General features: G+C 55.0%; 23 protein-coding genes, 2 pseudogenes, 1 riboswitch and 1 other annotated feature. Of the genes and pseudogenes, 16 read left to right on the top strand and 9 right to left on the bottom strand.

Features of this window, described 5'->3' with window-relative positions:
• The first annotated feature begins 112 nt into the window (after nt 1-112).
• The 3 genes from JD108_RS18490 (at nt 113) to yhfH (ending at nt 2,682) form a co-directional block, all read left to right on the top strand.
• Nucleotides 113-454, top strand: coding sequence for a hypothetical protein (locus tag JD108_RS18490; RefSeq protein WP_198827427.1), 342 nt, complete (start codon nt 113-115; stop codon nt 452-454).
• Between the two features lie 160 nt (nt 455-614).
• Nucleotides 615-913 (top strand) — a binding site (T-box leader).
• Nucleotides 914-1,060: 147 nt separating this feature from the next.
• On the top strand, nt 1,061-2,308 hold the full coding sequence (ilvA, locus tag JD108_RS18485; protein ID WP_198827426.1) for a threonine ammonia-lyase IlvA: 1,248 nt from the start codon (nt 1,061-1,063) through the stop codon (nt 2,306-2,308).
• 212 nt (nt 2,309-2,520) lie between these two features.
• Nucleotides 2,521-2,682, top strand: a complete 162-nt coding sequence (gene yhfH, locus JD108_RS18480) for a protein YhfH (RefSeq protein ID WP_198827425.1) — start codon at nt 2,521-2,523, stop codon at nt 2,680-2,682.
• A gap of 139 nt (nt 2,683-2,821) precedes the next feature.
• Here the strand turns inward: yhfH and JD108_RS18475 are convergent, their stop codons facing one another.
• Entirely contained in the window at nt 2,822-3,121 is a 300-nt protein-coding gene (locus tag JD108_RS18475; protein ID WP_198827424.1) for a hypothetical protein, read from the bottom strand.
• A gap of 2 nt (nt 3,122-3,123) precedes the next feature.
• Nucleotides 3,124-4,356, bottom strand: a complete 1,233-nt coding sequence (locus JD108_RS18470; protein WP_198827423.1) for an aminopeptidase — start codon at nt 4,354-4,356, stop codon at nt 3,124-3,126.
• Between the two features lie 190 nt (nt 4,357-4,546).
• On the opposite strand from JD108_RS18470, the gene JD108_RS18465 reads away from it, so the two are divergent.
• From JD108_RS18465 to JD108_RS18455, 3 genes are all read left to right on the top strand, one after another.
• Entirely contained in the window at nt 4,547-5,101 is a 555-nt protein-coding gene (locus JD108_RS18465; protein ID WP_198827422.1) for a hypothetical protein, read from the top strand.
• Nucleotides 5,102-5,210: 109 nt separating this feature from the next.
• On the top strand, nt 5,211-5,777 hold the full coding sequence (locus tag JD108_RS18460) for a biotin transporter BioY (protein WP_198827421.1): 567 nt from the start codon (nt 5,211-5,213) through the stop codon (nt 5,775-5,777).
• A gap of 214 nt (nt 5,778-5,991) precedes the next feature.
• Nucleotides 5,992-7,341, top strand: a complete 1,350-nt coding sequence (locus JD108_RS18455) for a cytochrome P450 (protein ID WP_198827420.1) — start codon at nt 5,992-5,994, stop codon at nt 7,339-7,341.
• A 52-nt stretch (nt 7,342-7,393) separates the two neighbouring features.
• Here JD108_RS18455 and JD108_RS18450 read toward each other — a convergent pair.
• From JD108_RS18450 to JD108_RS18435, 4 genes and pseudogenes are all read right to left on the bottom strand, one after another.
• A pseudogene (locus tag JD108_RS18450) lies at nt 7,394-7,615 on the bottom strand (GNAT family N-acetyltransferase); the annotation flags it as partial.
• A gap of 152 nt (nt 7,616-7,767) precedes the next feature.
• The gene (locus tag JD108_RS18445) at nt 7,768-9,138 is read right to left on the bottom strand and encodes a sensor histidine kinase (protein WP_198827418.1); all 1,371 of its coding nucleotides are present in this window, start codon (nt 9,136-9,138) and stop codon (nt 7,768-7,770) included.
• Complete coding sequence (locus JD108_RS18440) at nt 9,139-9,858, bottom strand: response regulator transcription factor (protein ID WP_198827417.1); 720 nt, start codon at nt 9,856-9,858, stop codon at nt 9,139-9,141.
• A 347-nt stretch (nt 9,859-10,205) separates the two neighbouring features.
• A pseudogene (locus JD108_RS18435) lies at nt 10,206-10,736 on the bottom strand (C40 family peptidase); the annotation flags it as partial.
• A 5-nt stretch (nt 10,737-10,741) separates the two neighbouring features.
• Nucleotides 10,742-10,882, bottom strand: a riboswitch (cyclic di-AMP (ydaO/yuaA leader).
• Nucleotides 10,883-11,199: 317 nt separating this feature from the next.
• On the opposite strand from JD108_RS18435, the gene JD108_RS18430 reads away from it, so the two are divergent.
• The 7 genes from JD108_RS18430 to JD108_RS18400 all read left to right on the top strand — a co-directional run bounded on the left by JD108_RS18430 (nt 11,200) and on the right by JD108_RS18400 (nt 16,589).
• Nucleotides 11,200-11,610 (top strand): LiaF transmembrane domain-containing protein, encoded by a 411-nt coding sequence (locus JD108_RS18430; protein ID WP_198827415.1) that lies wholly within the window; start codon nt 11,200-11,202, stop codon nt 11,608-11,610.
• Nucleotides 11,611-11,686: 76 nt separating this feature from the next.
• Entirely contained in the window at nt 11,687-12,409 is a 723-nt protein-coding gene (locus JD108_RS18425) for a PspA/IM30 family protein (protein WP_198827414.1), read from the top strand.
• A 62-nt stretch (nt 12,410-12,471) separates the two neighbouring features.
• On the top strand, nt 12,472-13,047 hold the full coding sequence (locus JD108_RS18420) for a class I SAM-dependent methyltransferase (RefSeq protein WP_198827413.1): 576 nt from the start codon (nt 12,472-12,474) through the stop codon (nt 13,045-13,047).
• A gap of 15 nt (nt 13,048-13,062) precedes the next feature.
• The gene (gene liaF, locus JD108_RS18415; protein WP_198827412.1) at nt 13,063-13,902 is read left to right on the top strand and encodes a cell wall-active antibiotics response protein LiaF; all 840 of its coding nucleotides are present in this window, start codon (nt 13,063-13,065) and stop codon (nt 13,900-13,902) included.
• A 13-nt stretch (nt 13,903-13,915) separates the two neighbouring features.
• On the top strand, nt 13,916-15,049 hold the full coding sequence (locus JD108_RS18410; protein ID WP_198827411.1) for a HAMP domain-containing sensor histidine kinase: 1,134 nt from the start codon (nt 13,916-13,918) through the stop codon (nt 15,047-15,049).
• Nucleotides 15,046-15,675: a response regulator gene (locus JD108_RS18405; protein WP_198827410.1), complete on the top strand. Its 630-nt coding sequence runs from the start codon at nt 15,046-15,048 to the stop codon at nt 15,673-15,675. The genes JD108_RS18410 and JD108_RS18405 overlap by 4 nt, the downstream gene beginning before the upstream one ends.
• Before the next feature lie 86 nt (nt 15,676-15,761).
• A complete protein-coding gene (locus tag JD108_RS18400; protein ID WP_198827409.1) occupies nt 15,762-16,589 on the top strand; it encodes a bis(5'-nucleosyl)-tetraphosphatase PrpE in 828 nt (275 codons plus the stop codon).
• Nucleotide 16,590: 1 nt separating this feature from the next.
• Here the strand turns inward: JD108_RS18400 and JD108_RS22445 are convergent, their stop codons facing one another.
• Nucleotides 16,591-17,028 carry a hypothetical protein gene (locus JD108_RS22445; RefSeq protein ID WP_228728199.1) on the bottom strand — a complete coding sequence of 146 codons (438 nt, stop codon included), beginning with the start codon at nt 17,026-17,028 and terminating at the stop codon, nt 16,591-16,593.
• Nucleotides 17,029-17,042: 14 nt separating this feature from the next.
• Nucleotides 17,043-17,795 carry an N-acetylmuramoyl-L-alanine amidase family protein gene (locus JD108_RS18390; RefSeq protein ID WP_198827408.1) on the bottom strand — a complete coding sequence of 251 codons (753 nt, stop codon included), beginning with the start codon at nt 17,793-17,795 and terminating at the stop codon, nt 17,043-17,045.
• Nucleotides 17,796-17,950: 155 nt separating this feature from the next.
• Between JD108_RS18390 and JD108_RS18385 the strand changes: the two genes are divergently transcribed.
• The gene (locus tag JD108_RS18385) at nt 17,951-18,181 is read left to right on the top strand and encodes a YneF family protein (RefSeq protein WP_198827407.1); all 231 of its coding nucleotides are present in this window, start codon (nt 17,951-17,953) and stop codon (nt 18,179-18,181) included.
• A 21-nt stretch (nt 18,182-18,202) separates the two neighbouring features.
• A complete protein-coding gene (locus JD108_RS18380; protein ID WP_198827406.1) occupies nt 18,203-18,388 on the top strand; it encodes a hypothetical protein in 186 nt (61 codons plus the stop codon).
• Nucleotides 18,389-18,850: 462 nt separating this feature from the next.
• Here JD108_RS18380 and JD108_RS18375 read toward each other — a convergent pair whose 3' ends face one another.
• Entirely contained in the window at nt 18,851-19,621 is a 771-nt protein-coding gene (locus tag JD108_RS18375; RefSeq protein WP_198827405.1) for a TSUP family transporter, read from the bottom strand.
• A gap of 205 nt (nt 19,622-19,826) precedes the next feature.
• Between JD108_RS18375 and JD108_RS18370 the strand changes: the two genes are divergently transcribed.
• Nucleotides 19,827-20,435, top strand: coding sequence for a superoxide dismutase (locus JD108_RS18370; RefSeq protein ID WP_212138833.1), 609 nt, complete (start codon nt 19,827-19,829; stop codon nt 20,433-20,435).
• Nucleotides 20,436-20,441: the final 6 nt, after the last annotated feature.

The raw sequence follows: 20,441 nt of genomic DNA, 5'->3' as shown, positions 1-20,441 counted from the left end.
CCCGGATGCAAGAACAGGAGAAAAGAACGAAAAGCCAAGGAATGCCAACTTTCTCCCTCGACGCCTTTTTGCTATAATAGGGCAGAGAAAAATGAGGGAGTTGTGACGGAAGATGCAAGAGCTGTTCGATAAAATGAAGGAATACCTGAACATGGACACGGAAATTTCCTTCGACGAGTTTGATGGATACTATAAAAAAGTGACCGCGTTCTTGAACGACAACTGGACGAACTTGAACGAGGACGAGACCATGCATATGCTCTTCATCCTCGACAATCTGAAGTCCAACGGGGAAGACCGCGCCAAGCGCAAGACCAAGGAAGCGAAAAAGTACACCAAGATGACGCAGCGCTGCGAAATCTGGGCGACCGCTCTGATCAACCGCCTGCGCGAAGCGGGCCTCACGGACGAGGAGATCGGCAAGCGCTACGAGGTTATTTACGAGGCTGTCTAAGACGAAGACAGAAGAGCCAGATAGAAGTGAGTGCCATAGCGGAGGAGGCGCCGAACCCCCTCCGCTTTTGTTCCTTTTTGATCGAGCGGGCAGGTTCCCTTGACAAATCGCCCATTTCCCTCTATACTTTCTAACTAATTTGAATATGATGTTTCGATTAAAAACAGCGTAGATAAGGAAGAGTAAAAGCAAAGACGACGCATAGAGAGCCATCCCCCGCGCTGAAAGGATGGACGTCCGCTTGCTTTGAAAATCACCTTGGAGCTGTGTTCTTGAAAGGATGGCGCGATTCGTCCGGGAAGCGTCTGGATGAAGCCCGGTCCCGATCCGAGTAAAGAGCAACGGAAGCCGCCACCGTTACAAGGCGGAGTCTCTAGCTGTCACCGGAGACTCATGGAGTCTGTTTTTCGCAAGGAAGACAGAAAAGCTGAGTGGTACCGCGATGCCCTCGCCTCAGCCAGTCGTGTACATGTTGCACGGCCGGCTGAAGGCGGGGGCTTTCTTCATTTTCGCAGGTCTGCACAGACTGCACAGACTGCACAGACAGACCGCCATCCATACAGACAAACAAACAGACAAACAAGCGCATCCGGGGAGGAACGAAACATGCATACTGTCAAAATGGAAGAGATCATGGTCGCCAATCACTTGCTGAAAGATGTAATCGAGAAAACGCCGCTGCAGCTGAACAAACGATTGTCGGAAAAATACGGCTGCCATCTGTATCTGAAGCGGGAGGATCTGCAGGTGGTCCGCTCCTTCAAAATCAGGGGGGCCTATAATCTGATCCGCCATCTCTCGGATGAGGAGCGCGAGCGGGGCGTGGTTTGTGCCAGCGCCGGCAACCACGCGCAGGGCGTGGCGCACTCCTGCCAGCTCTTGCAGATTCGCGGCACGATCTTCATGCCGGCGACGACCCCGCGGCAAAAGATTTCCCAGGTCAAGCTGTTTGGCGGCTCTTTCGTCGATGTGGTCCTGGTGGGCGACACTTTTGACGACTCTTTTGCCGAAGCGATGAAATTCTGCTTGCAGGAGAACATGACCTTCGTCCATCCCTTTGACGATCCCTACGTCGTGGCTGGGCAAGGGACGGTCGGCGTCGAGATCATGAACGATATCGAAGAGCCGATCGACTACGTGTTTGCCAGCATCGGCGGGGGAGGCCTGGTCGCCGGGGTCGGCACCTATGTCAAAGGAATCAGCCCCGCTACGAAGATCATCGGCGTCGAGCCGGCCGGGGCGGCGTCCATGACCGAAGCGCTGGCTCATGATGACGTCGTGACGCTGGACGAGATCGACAAATTCGTTGATGGCGCAGCCGTGAAACAGGTGGGACAGCTCACCCGCGAGATCTGCAAAGAAGTTCTGGATGATATCGTGCTGGTGCCGGAAGGAAAGGTCTGCACCTCGATTTTGGAGATGTACAATGAAAATGCGATCGTCGTCGAACCGGCCGGAGCCTTGCCGATCGCCGCGCTCGATCTGTACCGGGAGCAAATCGCCGGCAAGAACGTCGTCTGCGTCATCAGCGGCGGGAACAACGATATCGACCGGATGCAGGAGATCAAGGAGCGCTCGCTTTTGTTCGAGGGGCTGAAGCACTACTTTATCATCAATTTCCCGCAGCGGGCCGGCGCTTTGCGCGAGTTTATCGACGACGTGCTCGGACCGCATGATGATATCGCCCGCTTCGAGTACACGAAAAAGAACAACAAGGACAACGGCCCGGCCCTCGTCGGAATCGAGCTGAAATGCCAGAGCGATTACCAGCCGCTGATCGAGCGGATGAAGAAAAAAGGCATCCGCTATGTCGAGATTACGCATGACCCGTATCTCTTCAATCTGCTGATCTGAGAGAAGAAATGCATTCAGGGCGCGGTTTTTCAGGTGTTGTAAAACAGCAGGGAATAGTCGAAAAAGTGTTAATACAGCGAAAACAGAAGGAAACAGCAGCGAGAGAGAGCATATCTGTGATAATACAGCGTAATGTCTTATAACAAAATTTTATAAAACACATGCTGTTATAATACAATAACCTCAACGAACAAATTCGGGAGGTTATCACCATGACACCAATCACGACGTTCTTTCGCAATCTGGAATCCAAATGCTGTGCCGCTTGCGGGCAAGTCATGTCAGAGCAGGCCGAATCCTACATGACGGAGTGCTTTTCCTGCCAAGACCTGGCGACTCGAGATGCCTATCTGTATTACCACACAAAAAAATAAGCGCCCCCCGGAAAAGCGGAGAGCAGCCGCGAAATGATGACCTGTCGGTGCGCAATCGAATGTCTTCACCGGATCGATTCCGGCGCGAATCAGCTCGGAAAAAAGAGGGAGAGAGAAGCAGAGACCCACTCTGACGACTCTATCCCTTTTTTGCTTTGTCCGCCTTTTCCTTGACGTAATCGATCAAGCCGAGCTGAAAGCCGCGGTTTTCCAGCAGGCGCTTGGCCTCGTAGGGGCTGGCGTAAAAGGCGTGCACATGGGGATCGGTTTCCAGCACTTCCCGATACGCCTCTACCTGCCACAGCTCCCGGTACCAATCCGCTTGCTTGATCAAAGCCACGAGCTCCTCATAAGGGGGCTCCGGCTTCTTCCACGGATTCAGCCGATGAATGATTTCTGCCAGGATGGCGACAACTACCAAAATGCCGATCAAAAACATTGCTACACAGCCCAGTTCCCGTTCCGGAAGAGAGGTTCCCGGGTGCCATCAGCCGTAATTCCATCGATGTTCATCTCACCTGAACCGATCATGAAATCTACGTGGGTCAAGCTGGTGTTCAAGCCGCGCTTCTCCATCTCTTCCTGAGTAAGTGACGCTCCTCCCTCAACGCAGACGGGATAAGCATTGCCGATCGCCAAATGATTGGACGCATTTTCGTCGAACAGCGTCTGAAAAAAGATCATTTGGGACTGGGAAATCGGCGATTCATGCGGGACCAGGGCCACTTCTCCGAGGTAGTGGGAGCCTTCGTCCATCTCGATCAACTGCTTGAGCACCTCGTAGCCCGTCTCCGCGCTGAAATCGACGATTCTTCCCTCCTGGAAGGTGAGCGAGAAGTTGTCGATCAGATTGCCGTTATAGCTGAGCGGCTTGGTACTGCGCACGACGCCGGACACGCCTGTTTTCAGGGGAGCGGTAAACACCTCTTCCGTCGGCATGTTAGCCATAAACGGTACGCCCTGGGCATTTTGTTCGCCGCCGCCGATCCAGATGTGCCGCTCCGGGAGCTGGATCGTCAAATCTGTGCCGGGCGCCTGGTAGTGCAGCGCGTGATACTGCTTTTGGTTCAGGTATTCCACTTTTTGGTTCAACTGCTCCTGATGCTCTCTCCAGGCCTGTATCGGATCATCCCGATCGATCCGGGTAGCGCGGAAAATCGCTTGCCACAGCGCGGGGATCCGCTCCTCGGCCGGCAGGTCGGGAAAGACCATCGCCGCCCATGCAGGGGAGGGAGCGGCGATCACAGACCAGCTCACCTGGTTGCTCATGGTGTAGGAGCGGAATTTGTACAAGGCTTTGCCGGCCGATTTTTTGGCGGCGGCCAGGCGCTCGGGGTGAACGCCTTTGAGCAGATGGGGATCGGAATCGAGTATCGTGAGAAAAGCGGCCCCCTCTTCTGCCAGCGCCTCCATGGAGTTGGCCTTCCAGCGGGGATACTCCGCAAAGGCCTCGTCGGGAGCGAGATCGTACTTCATCCGCGTCAGTTCATCGTCCCGCCATTCGATATGTACATCCTTGGCCCCGGCTTCGTATGCTTGTCGGGCAATCTTCCGCACAAAATCTGCGGACACCAGCGATGCGGTAATCACCAATGTCTGCCCCGGCTGGACATTGACGCCGACTTTTACCGCCAGCGAAGCGTAGCGATCCAGCATGGTGTCGAATGAATGCATCATATACCTCCTTGCCTTCGTCCAAATTTTCCTGAAACGGATACGCAGGATCAAAAAAGGCGATGATGTTGATGCTTATTATAACAGAGCGGAACATGGTTATGCCTGTTTTTGCGGGGCCTCTCTTGCATTCCGGGCCAAAGAGAGGCACTCTTGATGGAAAAGGCATGCGGGAAAAAGGAGGAGGGACATGTTTCACCCGCTTATTTTTGACAATATCAAAGTCGTCCTGGAAGGGGCGGTCTACGATCGGGACTTCGACGGGACGATCCTGATCACAGGGCGGACAGACAGCATGGATCTGGCTACCTACCATCGGCTTTATCAGATCGATTTTCGGCTCGCCGGGGAGAAGCGGGACGAAGAGGAGGTCTATGCGCAGATGCAGCTGTGCACCTCTCTGCCGGATATTGCCGGGGAGCTCTTGGAGAAGCCCTTGACCGATCCGATCGGGTGCACGATCTGCATCCATTTCTTCCTCACGGTCGCCGAGGTGGAGCAGGAGACGGAAGCGATCGCCCGGCTGTTGAATGAGATCTGGGGCAATCGGCCGTACATCACCCAGACGATCAAGGCCAGGCTGAAGGAATACCAGCACAAGTGGCCGCCGGAGCGCTTCGAGAACCAGATCACACTCGATTTTCACCGCAAGATCGACGAGGGGAACATCGAGGATCTGCGCGGCCTGGTCGAGCATACGATCGCATCCTTGGAGCAATTGCAGCAAAGAGAGAACAGACGCTGATTCCGAGGGCGGATATCGCAGGCAGCATTGACTGTTTACAAATGAACAGACAGGCAGTATTATTTTGTTAACGGAAATTATAAATTGGTTAACAAATAAGGAGGACCTCATGAGAAACGAACGTTTGAAATGGTTGATGCTGTCTGCGATATTTGCTGCCCTGACGGCTGTCTTGTCTCAAATCACCATCCCGCTTCCGCTCATTCCGATTACGGGCCAGACGCTTGCCGTCGGTTTGACGGCGACGATTCTCGGAAGCCGCTGGGGGACGGTATCCATCCTGATCTATGTGCTGCTGGGCGCGGTCGGCCTTCCCGTGTTCTCCGGCGCCAGCGGCGGACTGCAGGTGCTGGTGGGCAAGACAGGCGGCTACATTTTCGGATTTATTTTCACCGCCTACGTCACCGGCCTGATTCTGGAGAAAACGCGCTTCCAGTTTGCCTGGGGATTGGTCGCCAACATCGTCGGCATGTTTGTCACGCTGGCCTTTGGCGCCGCCCAATTGAAGTACGTCATGGATGTCCCGTGGAATCTGGCGATGGCCTATGGCGTTACCCCCTTCCTCGTGGTAGGTGTGGTCAAAGCGGTGCTGGCCGCCTGGATTGGCATCAAAGTGAGAGAGCGTCTGATCTCCTCCCGTCTCCTGCAGGTGAACAGCAGTCCGCTTTCCCAGTAAACCGTCCGGGGAAGCCGCCATTTAATTCCGTCCGATTTGGCAAACGCCATCTCGTCCATCTCGTCCATCTCGACCGTCCGCCCCTTTGCGGACGGTTTTTTCATGTGGTTCTGGCTTGGGCCATCCCGGCCTGCCCGCATTAAAGAGGCGAGTCGGTCAGATACTACAGACGGAGGAACGGAAAAAAATAGCGGAACATAGGGGGAACTTGCCAATGAACATAACGACTATCCCAGGCCCCAAGGGTTTGCCCATCACGGGCAGTTTGCTTGCGTTTCGCCGCGATCCGCTCCAGTTTCTGCGCGATGCGGCCAAGCAGCATGGCGATGTGGCCCATTTTCGCTTTGGCCCGGCCCGCCATGTCTACCTGATCAGCAGTCCGGACCTGATCAAAGAGGTCCTCGTCACCAAGCAGGCCCATTTTCGCAAGGGAAAAGGCCTGCAGGTGGCGCGTGCGGTGGTGGGAGACGGCATCCTGACGAGCGAGGGACAAAAGCATCTGCGCCAGCGCCGGTTGATGCAGCCTGCATTCCACCGGGAGCGTATCGCTTCTTACGGGGAGAGCATGGTACAGCAGGCAGTCAGTCTGATGGAAGAGTGGACGGACGGCGCGGTTCGCGACGTGCATGAGGATATGATGAAGGTGACGCTGGCGATCATCACCGAGACGATGTTCGGCAAGGGATTGAAGGAGGGGGCGGACAAAATCGCCCGTGCGATCGACATCGGCTTGAAGTATGTGGCGACCAAAGCGACGTCCATCATCGACATTCCGCTGAATGTGCCCACTTCGAGCAATCGGCAGTTCCAGGAATCTGCCGAGGTGCTGGATAGGGCGATCTACGAGATTATCGAGGAGCGGCGCCGGGAAGGGGATCAGGGACGGGGGGACCTGCTGGCCATGCTGCTCTCGGCACGAGACGAAGATGACGGCCAGGGCATGACCGATGAACAGGTTCGGGACGAGGTGATGACCATCTTTGTCGCCGGACATGAGACGACGGCCAACACGATGTCCTGGACCTGGTATCTCTTGGCCACTCACCCCGAAGCGGAACAAAAGCTGTGGGCGGAGCTGGACGAGGTGCTCGGCGGCCGCCTGCCGATGGTAGCGGATATCCCGCGCCTCCCGTACTGCAGCCAGATCATCAATGAAACCCTGCGGCTGTACCCGGCCGCCTGGACGCTCAACCGCGAAGTGGTAGAGCCCGTGGAGATCGGCGGGCATGCCTTTAAGCCCGGGGATACCCTGATGATGAGCCAGTACGTGATGCACCGCAGCGACCGCTATTTTGAGCGGCCGGATGAGTTTATCCCGGAGCGGTTTGCCGGCGATTTGCTGAAGCGCATTCCGGCCTACGCGTATTTTCCCTTTGGCGGCGGCCCGCGGGTCTGTATCGGGAACAACTTCGCCCTCATGGAAGCGGCGCTGTTGCTCGCCACCTTCGCGCAGCGCTACCGCTTCAGGCTGGCCGATCCGGGCAAGCCGGTAGAGGCGGAGCCGCTGATCACGCTGCGCCCCAAAGGCGGGCTGATGATGAAGCTGGAGGAGCGTACCCGCTGATAACAAAGAAAAAGACACGGACCCACGTCAGAGGTTCGTGTCTATTTTATCGCTACAAGATGATCGGCACTTCACGCGTGCTTCGCTTCCAAATCAGATGGTCAAAGCCCTCTCCCCAGTAGTCGCGCAGCACGTAATTTGGCTCTCCCAATCTCTTTTTCCATACCTTTTGCGCTTCTTTATAGCCGCTGTCCAGGCAAAATTCGCCGATCCCCCTGGCCTGCAGGGGGCAGATCATCAGGTTGAGGAGCAGACTGCCGATGCCGCGCCGTTGGGATAAAAAAAAGCATCTGTCCACCGCAACGATTTCGCCTGGTGCCAGATACCGAACTTGGGGTAATTTATCACTGAAAACGAAAAGCTAATACGATTACTTTATCAAACAATTATAAAAGAACAATCAAACGATTATAAAACAATATAAACTCAGTGCTGGGAAAAGGGAATCGTGAAGGAAAAGGAACTGCCTATGCCCAGCTCGCTATTGGCCGTAATCATGCCGCCGTGCCGTTCGACGATGCTCTGGCAGATCGTCAGACCCAGCCCCGTCCCGCCGTTATTGCGGTTCCGCGATTTTTCCGCCCGGTAAAATTTGGTGAATACCTTGGGCAGGTCTTCCGCAGAGATGCCTTCTCCTTTATCAATCACCGAAAACAGCACATGTCCCTCCCGCTGGTCGCAGGTCAACAGGATCGAGCCGCCCGGCTTGTTGTAGTAGATGGCATTGTTCAGGAGATTTTCCAGAACCCGGCGCACCTTGGTCTCGTCTGCTTCGATGTGCAGCTCATTGGAGATGCGCAGCTTGCATTGAAAGTAGAGCCCAGCTTCCTTTATGCGAACCTGATAATCCTCGATGATTCCTTTCAGGAAGTTCTTTACGTTGAAGCGCTTGACGTTCAGCTTCAGCTCCGTACTTTGCGTGGTAAAGTCCTGCAGCTCATCCAGCAGCACTTCCAGATCATCCGTTTTTTGCTCGATTTTCTTCATCTGCTTCTGGATCCGCTCCAGTTCCTGAACACGTCCGGAGGCGATATAGGAAGCATAGCCTTTGATCGTCGTCAGCGGCGTGCGGAAATCGTGGGCGATGGCGGCGATCACTTCGGATTGCCGCTCCTCGGAGAAGCGTAGCTGGTCCACCATGTCGGAAAAATAGCGGAACAGGCGGCCGAACTCGTCCTCGGAGTGGTACGTGAAGGAAACCAGGCGCTTCCCGGCGCGAATCTCTTGGGTGACACGCGACAGCTCGTTGACCGGGCGGAGAATCCAGCGGACGAAGAAGCCGAGCAGCACCAATCCCACCAGGGCGATGCTTCCGTAAATATACATGAGCATCATGCTGACGCCTTTTGTGGCCATGATGTCGGAATCATCGGTATAAAAGTAAATGATCGTCTGCCCCTTTTTGGGAGGCTCGTGCTGATAGTGATATTCGGCCACGACCTTCAAATCCGTATTTTCCCGGTTGGTTTTGCGCGGCGGGTTTTTGAGGTTATAGGCCTGCGAGGTCTTGCTGTAGATCGTGTTGCCATTGGCATCCTTGACGACCATCTTGTAGACCAGATCCTCAGGCAGCTGTTTTTCCAATTCGCTTCGGTCCGTGGGGTCTTTGAAGTTGCTCGCGCTGAGCAGTTGATTGACACGGACCTTTTCCGCTGTTTCCTTTTCGTAGCGGTATTGATTGTGGCGGTCTGTTTTCAGCTGCACGACGATAATGTCCTCGAAGACGAATTTGAAGACGAGGATATTCAGCGCAATCAGTGCGAAAAACGAGAGAAACAGCTTGTTGCGAATGCTCATCTACACTTTCTCCCCGATGAATACGTAGCCCGTCCCCCATTGCGTTTTGATGTATTGGCGCTCGCCCTCCAGCTTTTCCCGCAGGTTCTTGATGTGTACCGTCACCGTATTGAGCGAGCCGTACCCATAGCCCCAGACGCGGTCGTAAATCTGTTCGCGCGTGAAGACGATGCCGGCGTTTTCCGCGAGAAAGGTAAGCAGTTGAAATTCCTTGGTGGACAGATCTACTTTCTCTTCGTTCACATAGACAGAGTAGGTTTCCTTGTGAATTTCCAGCCCTTTGAACTTCAGGACGGTAATGGCGGAATTGGACGTCTCCTTGTCGGAATGTTCCTCCGTATGTTTGCGGATGCGCTCATAGCGGCGCAGATGCGCACGGATGCGGGCAAGCAGCTCCTCCGTGTCAAACGGCTTGGTGATGTAGTCGTCGGCACCGATCTCAAACCCGACGACCTTGTCCACCGCTTTCCCCTTAGCGCTGAGGAACAGGATCGGCAGGTCGGATTCGCGGCGGATCTGCGAGCAGAGCTCGTAGCCGCTCATATTGGGCATCATGATATCGAGCAATATCAGATTCGGCTTCAGGCCCTGCTTCAGCAGCTGCAGTGCGTGTTCGCCGCTTTCCGAGGAGGTCACCTCATAGCCTTCATTGACCAGAATCTCTTCCAGCAGCTCTATGATTTCAAGATTGTCATCGACAAGCAAAACATGTTCCTTCACAGGTATTCCCCCAGTAATCTCAGATCTCCAGCAGGTTTCTTATCTCTATCCAATCATATCACGGTTTGCCGGACGAAGGGCATAGAATCCAACTCTTTCCATTCGTAATCTTGCAGGAAAATGGCGCTTTGCGGCGAATGGGCCTACCACTTCCTCTTGACACCAGGTACTAAATTGCGTCAGAAAAAGCCAGAGACCTAATGTCCCTGGCTTCATTCATGTAACGGATCTTACTTGACAGGCGCATCTGCCTGCGGTTCGGGAGTGGGTACGTCTGCTGCTTGGGCAGGTACCGCTGTCTGTTGCTCAGGTTGTGGCGCTTCTGCTTGAGCGGCTCCCGCCTGTGCCTGCTGCACGGGCTGTTCAGGTGTGGAAGCTGCTTGTACCGCTTTCTTGGCGGCCGGAGCGGCTGTCGGGATGGCATTTGCCTGGAGATGCACGGATGAAATCCGCTTCGCTCCGACAAAACGCTTGCTCCAGTAGTAGGGGTCGCTCAGCTTGGTGTTGACGACACCCCTGCCAGACTCCGAGTGCACAAACGTGTCATTTCCGATGTAGATGCCCACATGCGAGATGCTTCGCCCGTTCGTCTTGAAGAAAACGAGGTCGCCCGGCTGCAAGTCTTTGCGGCTTACAGGCTGGCCTACCTGGTATTGGGAAGCGGAGTTGTGAGGCAAGTCTACACCGAGCGCTTCAAATACATAGCGTGTAAAACCGGAGCAGTCAAAACCCTTTTTCGTGGTTCCGGAAGACTTGTAAGGGACACCGTAAAGGTCTTTGACGACAGTCATCAGGGGGGGGCCCTCCTGAGCATGTGCTGGGACGGTACCCATTGCAAGCAATCCGGCAATCAATAAAGAAACTACCGTCTTGCGCAAAAGAAACTGCTCCTCTCCTGAGCCTACGAGGTTAGCTGAAGGGTTCGGTTGAAAGGATTTCCCTAGACTGCCCGAGATGGCAGCCATTCACCCCAAAGTAAAGTGGGTCCCCCGTTTCCGCGAGCGGAATTCGGCTATTTATCGATGTTTTTTTACACGCACCTCCACATAGTTCACCATGACGCCGGTATTTCCTTTTTTTAGCCTTGTTTGTTCACAAATTTGTCACAAAATTTTGTCATACGCTGTAACGAACGCGACGAGGATGTTCGTCTACGCAGCTTGTCCAAAGGGGGACGGAAGCCCGTCCGGTCGAGGAAGGACACGGCATCCGTCCCGGGACGGAGACGAAAACCAACCGCACGCCCGTTATCCCGAATACCTTCTCCGTCTACAATGAGGTCATAAGGTTCACGCCATACCCGCAACACAACAATCAAGACGATTGGAGGGAAGGAATGATATGAACGAGCGGTCTGGCAAGGTGCTCTTGGGACTGGCTCTCCTGTTGACCGGAGGATTTGTGCTTTTGGATCTTCTGGGCATCGACGGCGGCCATTTCCTCGGTGTGCTGATCCCCGGGCTGATCATGTTATACGGAGCCCGCAAGGTCATCAAAGGTTCCGGTTCCCGCTTCTTTGGGATACTGGTCTTTCTGTTCGGGCTGTTAATGATGATCGGCAAGCTGCATCTGCTGTTCAACGTCATACTCGCGATTGGAGTGATTTACCTGGGCTATCGCCTGATCCGCCGCCGAGACAAGTCAGACGAACACATGCCGACACGATGGGAAAGACAGTGGGCGCAGCAGGTATTAAAGGAAGACGCTTTGGATCGGTGGGAACGCCAAACTACCCAGAAACAGCCGTATTGATCCGCGAGCAGCACCCTTCGCCAAAAAACTTGGCGTAACCAAGAATGCAAGTGATATGATAAGGAGGAACCTAACAATGGGTATCTTTAAAAGACTGCGTGATTTGACAGTAGCATCGGTGAATGACGTCCTGGATTCGATGGAAGATCCGGTAGTCATGCTGAATCAGTATATGAGAGATATGGAAGTGGAGATTGGTCAAGTAGAGGTGGCAGTAGCCAAACAGGTTGCTTTGGAGAAAAAATTCCGCCAACAATGGGAGGAAGCCGTGGCACTCGCGGAGAAGCGCGATCGTCAGGTGAAGCTCGCCCTCGTCGAAGGGGAGGACCTGCTCGCCCGCCGCGCTCTGGCCGACAAGAAGCAGTACGAGCTGCGCGCACAGGAATATGAGACACTGTACCAGACCGCTTCCGAGGCCGCCCAGCAGATGCGTGAAAAGCTGGCTGAGCTGAAAGAAGAATTCTATAAGATGAGAGCGAAGAAGTTCACGCTGATGGCCCGTGCACAGGTCGCCAAAACGCAAAAGCAAGTCAACCATGCGATCGTGGGCATCGGCACCCAGACAGCGGGCAAGGGCTTTCAGCGCATGGAGGAAAAAGTCCTGCGGATGGAAGCAGAGGCCAATCTGAGCGGCCAATGGCGGCAAACGACTGCCGGCCTGGAACAGTCTCTCGACGCGCTGGAAAAAAATGATCTGGACGAAGAATTGGCGCAAATCAAAGCTTCCCTGCAACAGAAAAAGGATGCACCTCCAGTGAAAGCAGAAGCGCCAAAACAGGAAGATAAACCTTCTGTGTAGAATAAATGTGGCAACCAGGCAGCCTGTGTAACAGGCTGCTTTTCCCCTAGGAGGTTCTATCCTTGGCAGACTTTATGGTCTTTTTACGAAGATTTTTTGCCGAACCGGGGCGCGTCGGGAGCATTATTCCGAGCTCGCGCTTTTTATGTGAACAGATGCTCCGCAGCGTCAACTGGGACCAGTCCGATGTGATCATCGAGCTCGGGCCGGGAACCGGCGTCTTTACGCAGAGCATCCTGCAAAAGAAACGGGCGGATGCCACCTATGTGGCGGTCGAACGAGATCCGCTGTTCCGCGATATGCTGATCCGCCGTTTTCCGGATATGACGATTTGGGATGAAGCCCTGAAAATAAATGAGTATCGGGAGAATGCCGGGATCGGAAAGGCAAATGCCATCATCTCCGGACTTCCGTTTGCCAATTTCCCGGAAGAATTGCGCACAGGCATCTTGGATCAGGTGCAATCCGCACTGGTTCCGGGTGGTTTGTTCATTACGTTTCAATATTCCCTGCAATTGAAAGCTGAGCTGCAACAGCGGTTTCAGCGGGTAGAGATTACATTTACGCCGTTGAATATTCCGCCAGCTTTTATTTATACATGCCGCACGGACGGTACGGGAAGCCGGCATGGGGCGTAGGAGAGGAGACCCTTTGTGAAATTGTCCCGCTTGCACAAAATGACGGCTGGTGTCCTGATCATTTTGACAGGTATTGGCCTTTTCCTTGACAGCTTGAATCTCATTCAATTTGGCCTGTTTGATCTGTGGCCGTTGGTGCTCGTGTATTTCGGCGTGCGATTGTGGGAAAATCACAAGCGTTTCCGGGGCGGCCTCCTGATTGCGCTCGGCACGGTGATTGCACTGGACATGTGGCTGCAGGTCAGTCTGTTTAAGCTGATCATTCCGATTTTGTTCATCTACTTCGGCTTCCGGCTGGTGCGTGGGCGCTCGGGTGAAAAAGACGAGCGGCCCGGCCTCCCGAATGACGATGAATTTTCGCACGCTCGCCCAGAGGGTGAGCCGCGCCACTGGCGAAAGAAAATGGAGCAACGCGCGTCCTTTGGTTCGGCGGATCACAGCCGGGAAAAGACATCGGCCTTTGGCACAGGCAGCATCTTGTCGCCAAAAGAGACGAGGAGCTCGTTGATCGGCGACTTTCATTTGACGTCCGGCCGGTTTGAGCTGAGCCAAATGCATATCTGGCACGGAATCGGCGGCGTCGTCATCGACCTGTCCCGGGCGATGCTGATCGAGGACGAAGCGTTTCTCGTGATCGACGGTTGGGTGGGGGACGTCACGATTTACGTTCCGGTAGACATGCCCGTCGCCGTATCCGCTGAGGTAAGCGTAGGGGATGTGGAAGTATTCGGGCACCGGCAAGGGGGCATCAGTCGCAGCGTGATGGTCCGCTCCGAACAGTACGAACACGGAACTCCAAAAATCCATGTACAGATATCGCTGCTCGTCGGCGATATCAAAGTCAAGTACATTTAGGGGTACGGACAAAATGCCGCGACAGCGATTGGCCAGTATCCAATGGCAGTATGTACGCTACGGCTTGCTGCTGGCTGTAGGCTCGGTGACAGCTGCGATGTTATCGGGTTTGTGCGTGTACCATCTGGTGGTGGAGGATCCTGTCATTACAGACTGGCTCGCCGCCTATCTTCATATTCATTTGCCTGCTTCCCTGGATTGGAAGGTGCTGATTTCCTTTTTTCTGCTTGCGCTGCTGGTAGCGGGGGTCATCGGTCTGATCGCCGGCTATATCTGGGGCAATTTGCTCAAAAAAAGGCTGCATGTGCTGTGGGAGGCTGCCACTCATCTGGGGCGGGGCATCCTGTCTTCGCGCGTCCCGGAGCTGGGCGTAGACGAGATCGGCGAGCTGGGCTGGCAGCTGAATCGATTGGCGGCCCAGTGGGAGGAGCAGGTGGCGTCCCTGCAGCGTCTCTCCAACCACAACGCCGCACTGGCGGAGCAATTGAAGCATACCGCAGTGACAGAGGAGCGGCAGCGGTTGGCCCGCGAGCTGCACGATGCCGTCAGCCAGCAATTGTTCGCGATTGCGATGACGACGGCGGCGATGAAGCGGCTGGTGGAAAAGAATCCGCAGCGGGCCGCCCAGCAAATCGAGCTGGTCGAGGAGATGGCCGCTGCCGCCCAGTCCGAGATGAGGGCGCTCTTGCTTCACCTGAGACCGGCCACTTTGCAGAACAAGACGCTGAAAGAGGCGATCCAGGACTTGCTGGAAGAGCTGACCCGCAAAAACGCGATGGACATCAGCTGGGAGATCGAGGATACGAGCAATCTGCCGAGCGGGATCGAAGACCATCTGTTTCGGATTTTGCAGGAATCCTTGTCCAATACGCTGCGCCACGCGCGGGCAAGCCAGATCCAGGTCAAACTGTTTACTTTGCAGGGACAAGTCCGAATGCGGATCGTGGACGACGGCGTCGGCTTTGACCCGGACGGCGAGAAATTGACGTCCTACGGTCTTCGCACCATGCGGGAGCGCGTAGCGGAGCTGGGAGGCTCTTTTGATATCTATTCGGCTGTGGGCAAAGGGACGCAGATTGAGGTGCGGGTCCCGATCATGCTGGATACGGACACGGAAACAGAAAGGGAAGAGGGAGAGCGGACATGATACGAGTGTTGCTGGTGGATGATCATGAAATGGTGCGGATGGGCCTGGCTGCCTATCTGTCGACCGAGGACGATATTGAGGTGGTAGCGGAAGCCTCCAGCGGAGAGGAAGGCGTGAAGCTGGCCGAGGAGCTGAAGCCGGACGTGGTGCTGATGGACCTCGTGATGGAGGGAATCGGCGGCGTCGAAGCGACCAGGCGTATCCGCGACAAGAACCTCTCATCCAAGGTCATCGTCCTCACCAGTTTTATTGACGATGAAAAAGTGTATCCCGTAATTGAAGCGGGAGCGTTTAGCTATTTGCTCAAAACCTCCCGCGCTTCCGAGATCGCCCGTGCCATCCGTTCGGCAGCAGCAGGGGAGCCGGTTCTGGAGTCCCGTGTCGCCGGCAAGATCATGGCCCGTTTCCGTCATGGACAGGAGGCCCAGCCACATGAGCAATTAACGCCGCGGGAGCTGGAGGTATTGAAGCTGATCGGCCAAGGCAAGTCCAACCAGGAAATCGCCGACGAGCTGATCATCGGCATCAAGACCGTCAAAACGCATGTGAGCAATATCCTGGCCAAGCTGGGGGTAGAGGACAGAACGCAGGCGGCCATTTACGTGCATACGCACAATCTGGATTAGCAGATAGACTCACCCGGAGGGGTGGGTTTTTTTGTGAGAAGCTGGTAAAAATAGAAAGTAGGAAAAAGCGGAAAGGAGTGCGGGCAATGAGGCATAAACCGCGTACACGCGCCAAGATCATGAACGGTGATCAGGGTGTCGATATCGTAGGCGATGTGCACGCCTGCTATGGCGAGTTTTTGGAACTCTTGCAGCGCCTGGGGTATGTGCGGTGCCATGATGGCACGTACCGTCATCCTGCGGGCCGAAAGCTCCTTTCCCTCGGAGACATAACGAGCCGTGGTCCCGATTCGATCCGGATGCTGCAATTTTTCGTGCGTCACGTGGCGGCCGGTTTGGCAGAGATGGTAGACAGCAACCACGGCTGGAAAATCGCGCGCTGGCTGGACGGACGCCCGGTTATGCTCGGGCATGGGGATGAAAAGGTGGCAGTGGAATTTCAAAAGTTCGAGCAGGAGAACGGAACCAGACGGGTCAAACAGTTGAAGGACCAGAGCAGGAGGCTGCTGTTTACCTCCCCTTCCCACATGATGATCCACTACCGGGACCAGCTCGCCGCAGTCGCCGTGCATGCGGGCATCCGCGACGATTACATCGGCAAGGAAACGCCGTCGATCCAGAGCTTTTGCCGCTATGGCGAAGTGGCGGGCACCGCAGCGGACGGCAGGCCGATCCGCAGGGACTGGGCGGCAGAGCGGACCCGGACAGAGCCTCTGATCGTCTGGGGACATGACCCTCGTCCACAACCGGAGCGAAAAAACGGTACGCTCAATATCGACCAGGGCTGCGTCTTCGGCGGGCTCTTGACCGCCTATCGCTTCCCGGAGGACGAGATCGTGAGCGTACCTGCGCAAGAAAATTATTCAGGGCTGGAAGAGACTCCGTTGACGCGGTATCGTGCGGAGTCGAGCTGATCTAGACGCGTTGTTCCGCGGAAAGCGGCTCCTCCTCAAGTGCGGCGGGTGCCGCCTCGTCGATCATGCTGGGCATGCCGGCGCCAGTTGCGCCCATGCCGCTCGTGCTTCCGATGCTGCCGCCTGAAGTCTCCCGGATCGTCTCTGTTCTCTGGCTCCCGGTTTTACCTCTCTGCCCCCGGAAAAGAGTGAACTGCTGCATTGTATTCTTGGCCGTGGAGTGAATGCCGACGGCGGAAAGCGCAGCGGTCCCTCCTTGGAGAAAAGCGGTTTTCCAGTCAAAGGCGGGCGCGTACAGCCACTGGTTCACCATGTACAGCGAAACGATCAGCAGCATGGCGATCCAGCCCCGCAATTTTTCCGGAATCCGCAGGAAATCGGACAGGTTGGCTGAGGCCGCGAGAGCCAGTGCGATGATCAGGCCAAGGTCAAACCCCATGGGCAGTCACCTCCTTAACGCGAAGCCCGCAGTTTTTCGTACAGCCGCTTCAGGATCACCGCTTCGGCCCAGAGCGGCAGCGGAGTGTCGGGCTGATTCCGCCAGTCCTCGTTCGTGAGCAAGCCTTCTCGAAACAGCCAATCAATCGCTTCCTGCTTCCATTCGGGCACGGCAGTCCCACCTCCCGGGGTTGGAATGGCCACTGGGGTCGGAAGTTTGTACGGATGGCCGATGTATTCGCAAAACGCTCTCACGACGCCCTCTGCAAGCGGGCGCCAATCGCGATGGAGCTTTTCCGCATCCAGCGCATTGTCAGCAAATCCATACTCAATAATCACGGTTTCCACGCTGCCGGTCTCCCGGTGCATGAAGTAATAGTCTTTGCGTGGATTGTCAGGAAGGGTCCGCGTAAAAATACGTCGGTTCGGCATTCCCGCTGCTTCCAGTTCATCCTGAATCAGAGTGGGAAACGTCGCCTTGGCGTAGATGGAATAAATGACTTCGGAGCCTCGGCCGCCGCCCGCGTTGATGTGATTCGAGATGCAGTAGCGGGCGCCGCTGTCGCGCACGCGGGCAGCGCGGGCGTCGCTGGTCAGGGTGGTATCGCCGGTGCGGGTGATGGCGACAGGGATGTTCAGTTCTTTGAAGCGGTTGAATTGGTAGAGGGAGATTTGCAAATTCTTCGCTTTCTCTGTGAACAATGAGTTGGAGCCGCCGCCTGGATCGATTCCGCCATGTCCCGGATCCAGAATCAAAATGGGGGGCATAGGGAAAAATCACCTCCTGGTTTAGCATATGCCGAAAAACGTGGAAACGCCGAAGGGCGGACGAATCATTTTCCCTGCGGCGGCGATGTACAGCGCCCCCAGATGTGGTACAATAGGGGAGAATGTATTTCCCAAAAGAGGATGGTAATGTATTGATGGCTTGGTACAACTGGGTAATCCCGATCGTAACGTTGCTTCTCGGCCTCGTCGGAGGTTTTTGGGGAGGGACGTACTATCTGCGCAAGCAAGTGGAAAATATGCAAATGGATGACAAGCAATTGCAGGCGATGGCCCGCTCCATGGGCATGAATCTCAACCAGAAGCAGCTGAAGCAAATGAGCCGCAACATGAAAAATATGAAGATGCCCAAGAAATTTGGAAAGTGATGACAAAAAGGGGATGACGACATGGGTCCGACCCGTTTGCGTTATACGATGATCGGCTTTATCGTCGGCGTCGTCATTGTCTATTTAAAAGCGCTTCCGATCAGCGAGGGTGTACGCTTCGCGACTCCGTTCTACGGGGCGGGCATCGGATTATTGATCGACGGTATCATTCTGCGCGTAAAGCAGCGAAAAGGAAAAGATGGATAGGGCAGTCAGAGTTCGCTCTGCTGTCCTATCCATCTTTTTTTGGTTTCTTCATGCCGGGCTTCGCCGGAGCCTTGCCTTTTTTAGGGACCGTAGTCAGAAAAAGCAAGTTTCCCTTCTCTGCTCCGGGTTCCGCCCTGCGGGGAGGCGCAGACTGTCCGCTCCGAATATAGAAATAGAATCCGGTTTCCACCCTGCGGAGAAACGCAGCCAGTCCCGTAGAAGAAGCATGTTCCCATGCGCAGCGACTTTGCGGAGCCCGGCTAAGCGGAACAGCGGCCCGCGGGAAAAAGGGGCGCAACGTGGGATGACCTCGTCAGCGCTGCTCCTTTTGCGTACCCCCCGAGGGCCGCTGTGGAGCGGACAGTCCATACTCCTTCGCAGGGTGGAGAACGGAGCCAAGCATGGGAACATGCTTCTTCTCACCACTGCCTCGTTACTCGTCATTTGTGCACACCGATTCGGTCAAGGCGTAAAGAACAGCTCGTACACCATTTTCGTAATCAACGTGATCGAGACGAGCAAAAACAGCGGACGGACGTAGCGGACTCCTGTTTTGATCGCCACGCGCGCACCCAGGCTGGCACCGAGCAGCATCGCGACACCCATCACGAGGCCGGTGATGAAGATCACTTTGCCCTCCATGATAAAGACAAACAGGGCGGCGATATTGCTGGCCAGGTTGAGGATGCGGCCATTGCCTGCCCCGATGACGAAATCATAGCCAAACAACAGGACCATCAGAAAGACGAAAAAGGAACCCGTGCCCGGACCGAAAAAGCCATCGTAAAATCCGATCAAAAACGTAATCGGAATGCCGAGTCCCAGTGTAAAACGGGTGTAGCCCTTGAAGCTGGAGTTTTCGCCAAAGCGTTTGTTCAGCAGGGTGTAGACGAAGATGGCGGCCATCATGATGATAACCAGCACTCTGAGGAACTCCTGCGGGATGAACAGCACGGTCTTGGCTCCCGCATAGGCGCCGATCAGCGAAAAGGGAAAGAGGATCGCCATCAGCTTCTTGTCGAATTTGCCCATGCGGATAAAGGTAATGGAGCTGGTCGCCGAGGAGATCGTACCGGCCAGCTTGTTCGTTCCCAGCGCCAGATACGGCGGGATGCCCAACCCCAGCAGGGCCGGCAGGGAAACCAGGCCGCCTCCGCCTACGGTGCTGTCAATAAAAGCGGCGACAAATCCAAAAAAGGCCAAAAACAGGATGGATGACAGGTCTAAGTCCACAAATGATCACCTAACTCTAGCAAGATGGTGGAAATGAATAATCCAAGTCTAGCACTCTCTACCTAGATAGCAAGATACTAATTTTTGATATATGCGGTGGAAGATTACGAGACTTTGCATACCACTTTGTTGTAAAAGTGAGCGCTTTGCATTATAATAAGGTGGAAGCTTGACCCATACATATCACGAAGGAGGAATGAAAATTATGGCACATCAACTTCCTGAATTGCCGTATGCTCATAACGCGTTGGAGCCTCACATCGACGCTCAAACCATGGAGATCCATCACGGTCGCCATCATGCTACTTATGTGAACAACCTGAATGCTGCACTGGAGGCTCACGCTGACCTGCAATCCAAGTCTGTAGAAGAGCTGATCAGCAATCTGGATGCACTTCCAGAAGACATCCGCACAGCTGTCCGCAACAACGGCGGCGGCCATGCCAACCACGCTCTTTTCTGGCAAATCCTCAGCCCGAACGGCGGCGGCGAGCCGACCGGAGCACTGGCTGATGCGATTAACCAAGCGTTTGGCAGCTTTGACAACTTCAAAGCAGAATTCGCCAAAGCGGCAACGACCCGCTTCGGTTCTGGTTGGGCTTGGCTGATCGTCGATGGCGGCAAACTGGCCATCACGTCTACTCCTAACCAAGACAGCCCGATCATGGAAGGCAAAACGCCGATCCTCGGTCTGGACGTGTGGGAGCATGCCTACTACCTGAAATACCAAAACAAACGCCCTGACTACATCGGAGCATTCTGGAATGTCGTGAACTGGGATGAAGTCAGCAAGCGTTATGAGGCTGCTCGCTAAGAGAAA

The sequence above is a fragment of the Brevibacillus composti genome (assembly GCF_016406105.1).
Taxonomy (GTDB): domain Bacteria; phylum Bacillota; class Bacilli; order Brevibacillales; family Brevibacillaceae; genus Brevibacillus; species Brevibacillus composti.
Note: the sequence above shows the minus strand (reverse complement) of the source record. Positions and strands in the feature narration are given on the sequence as shown.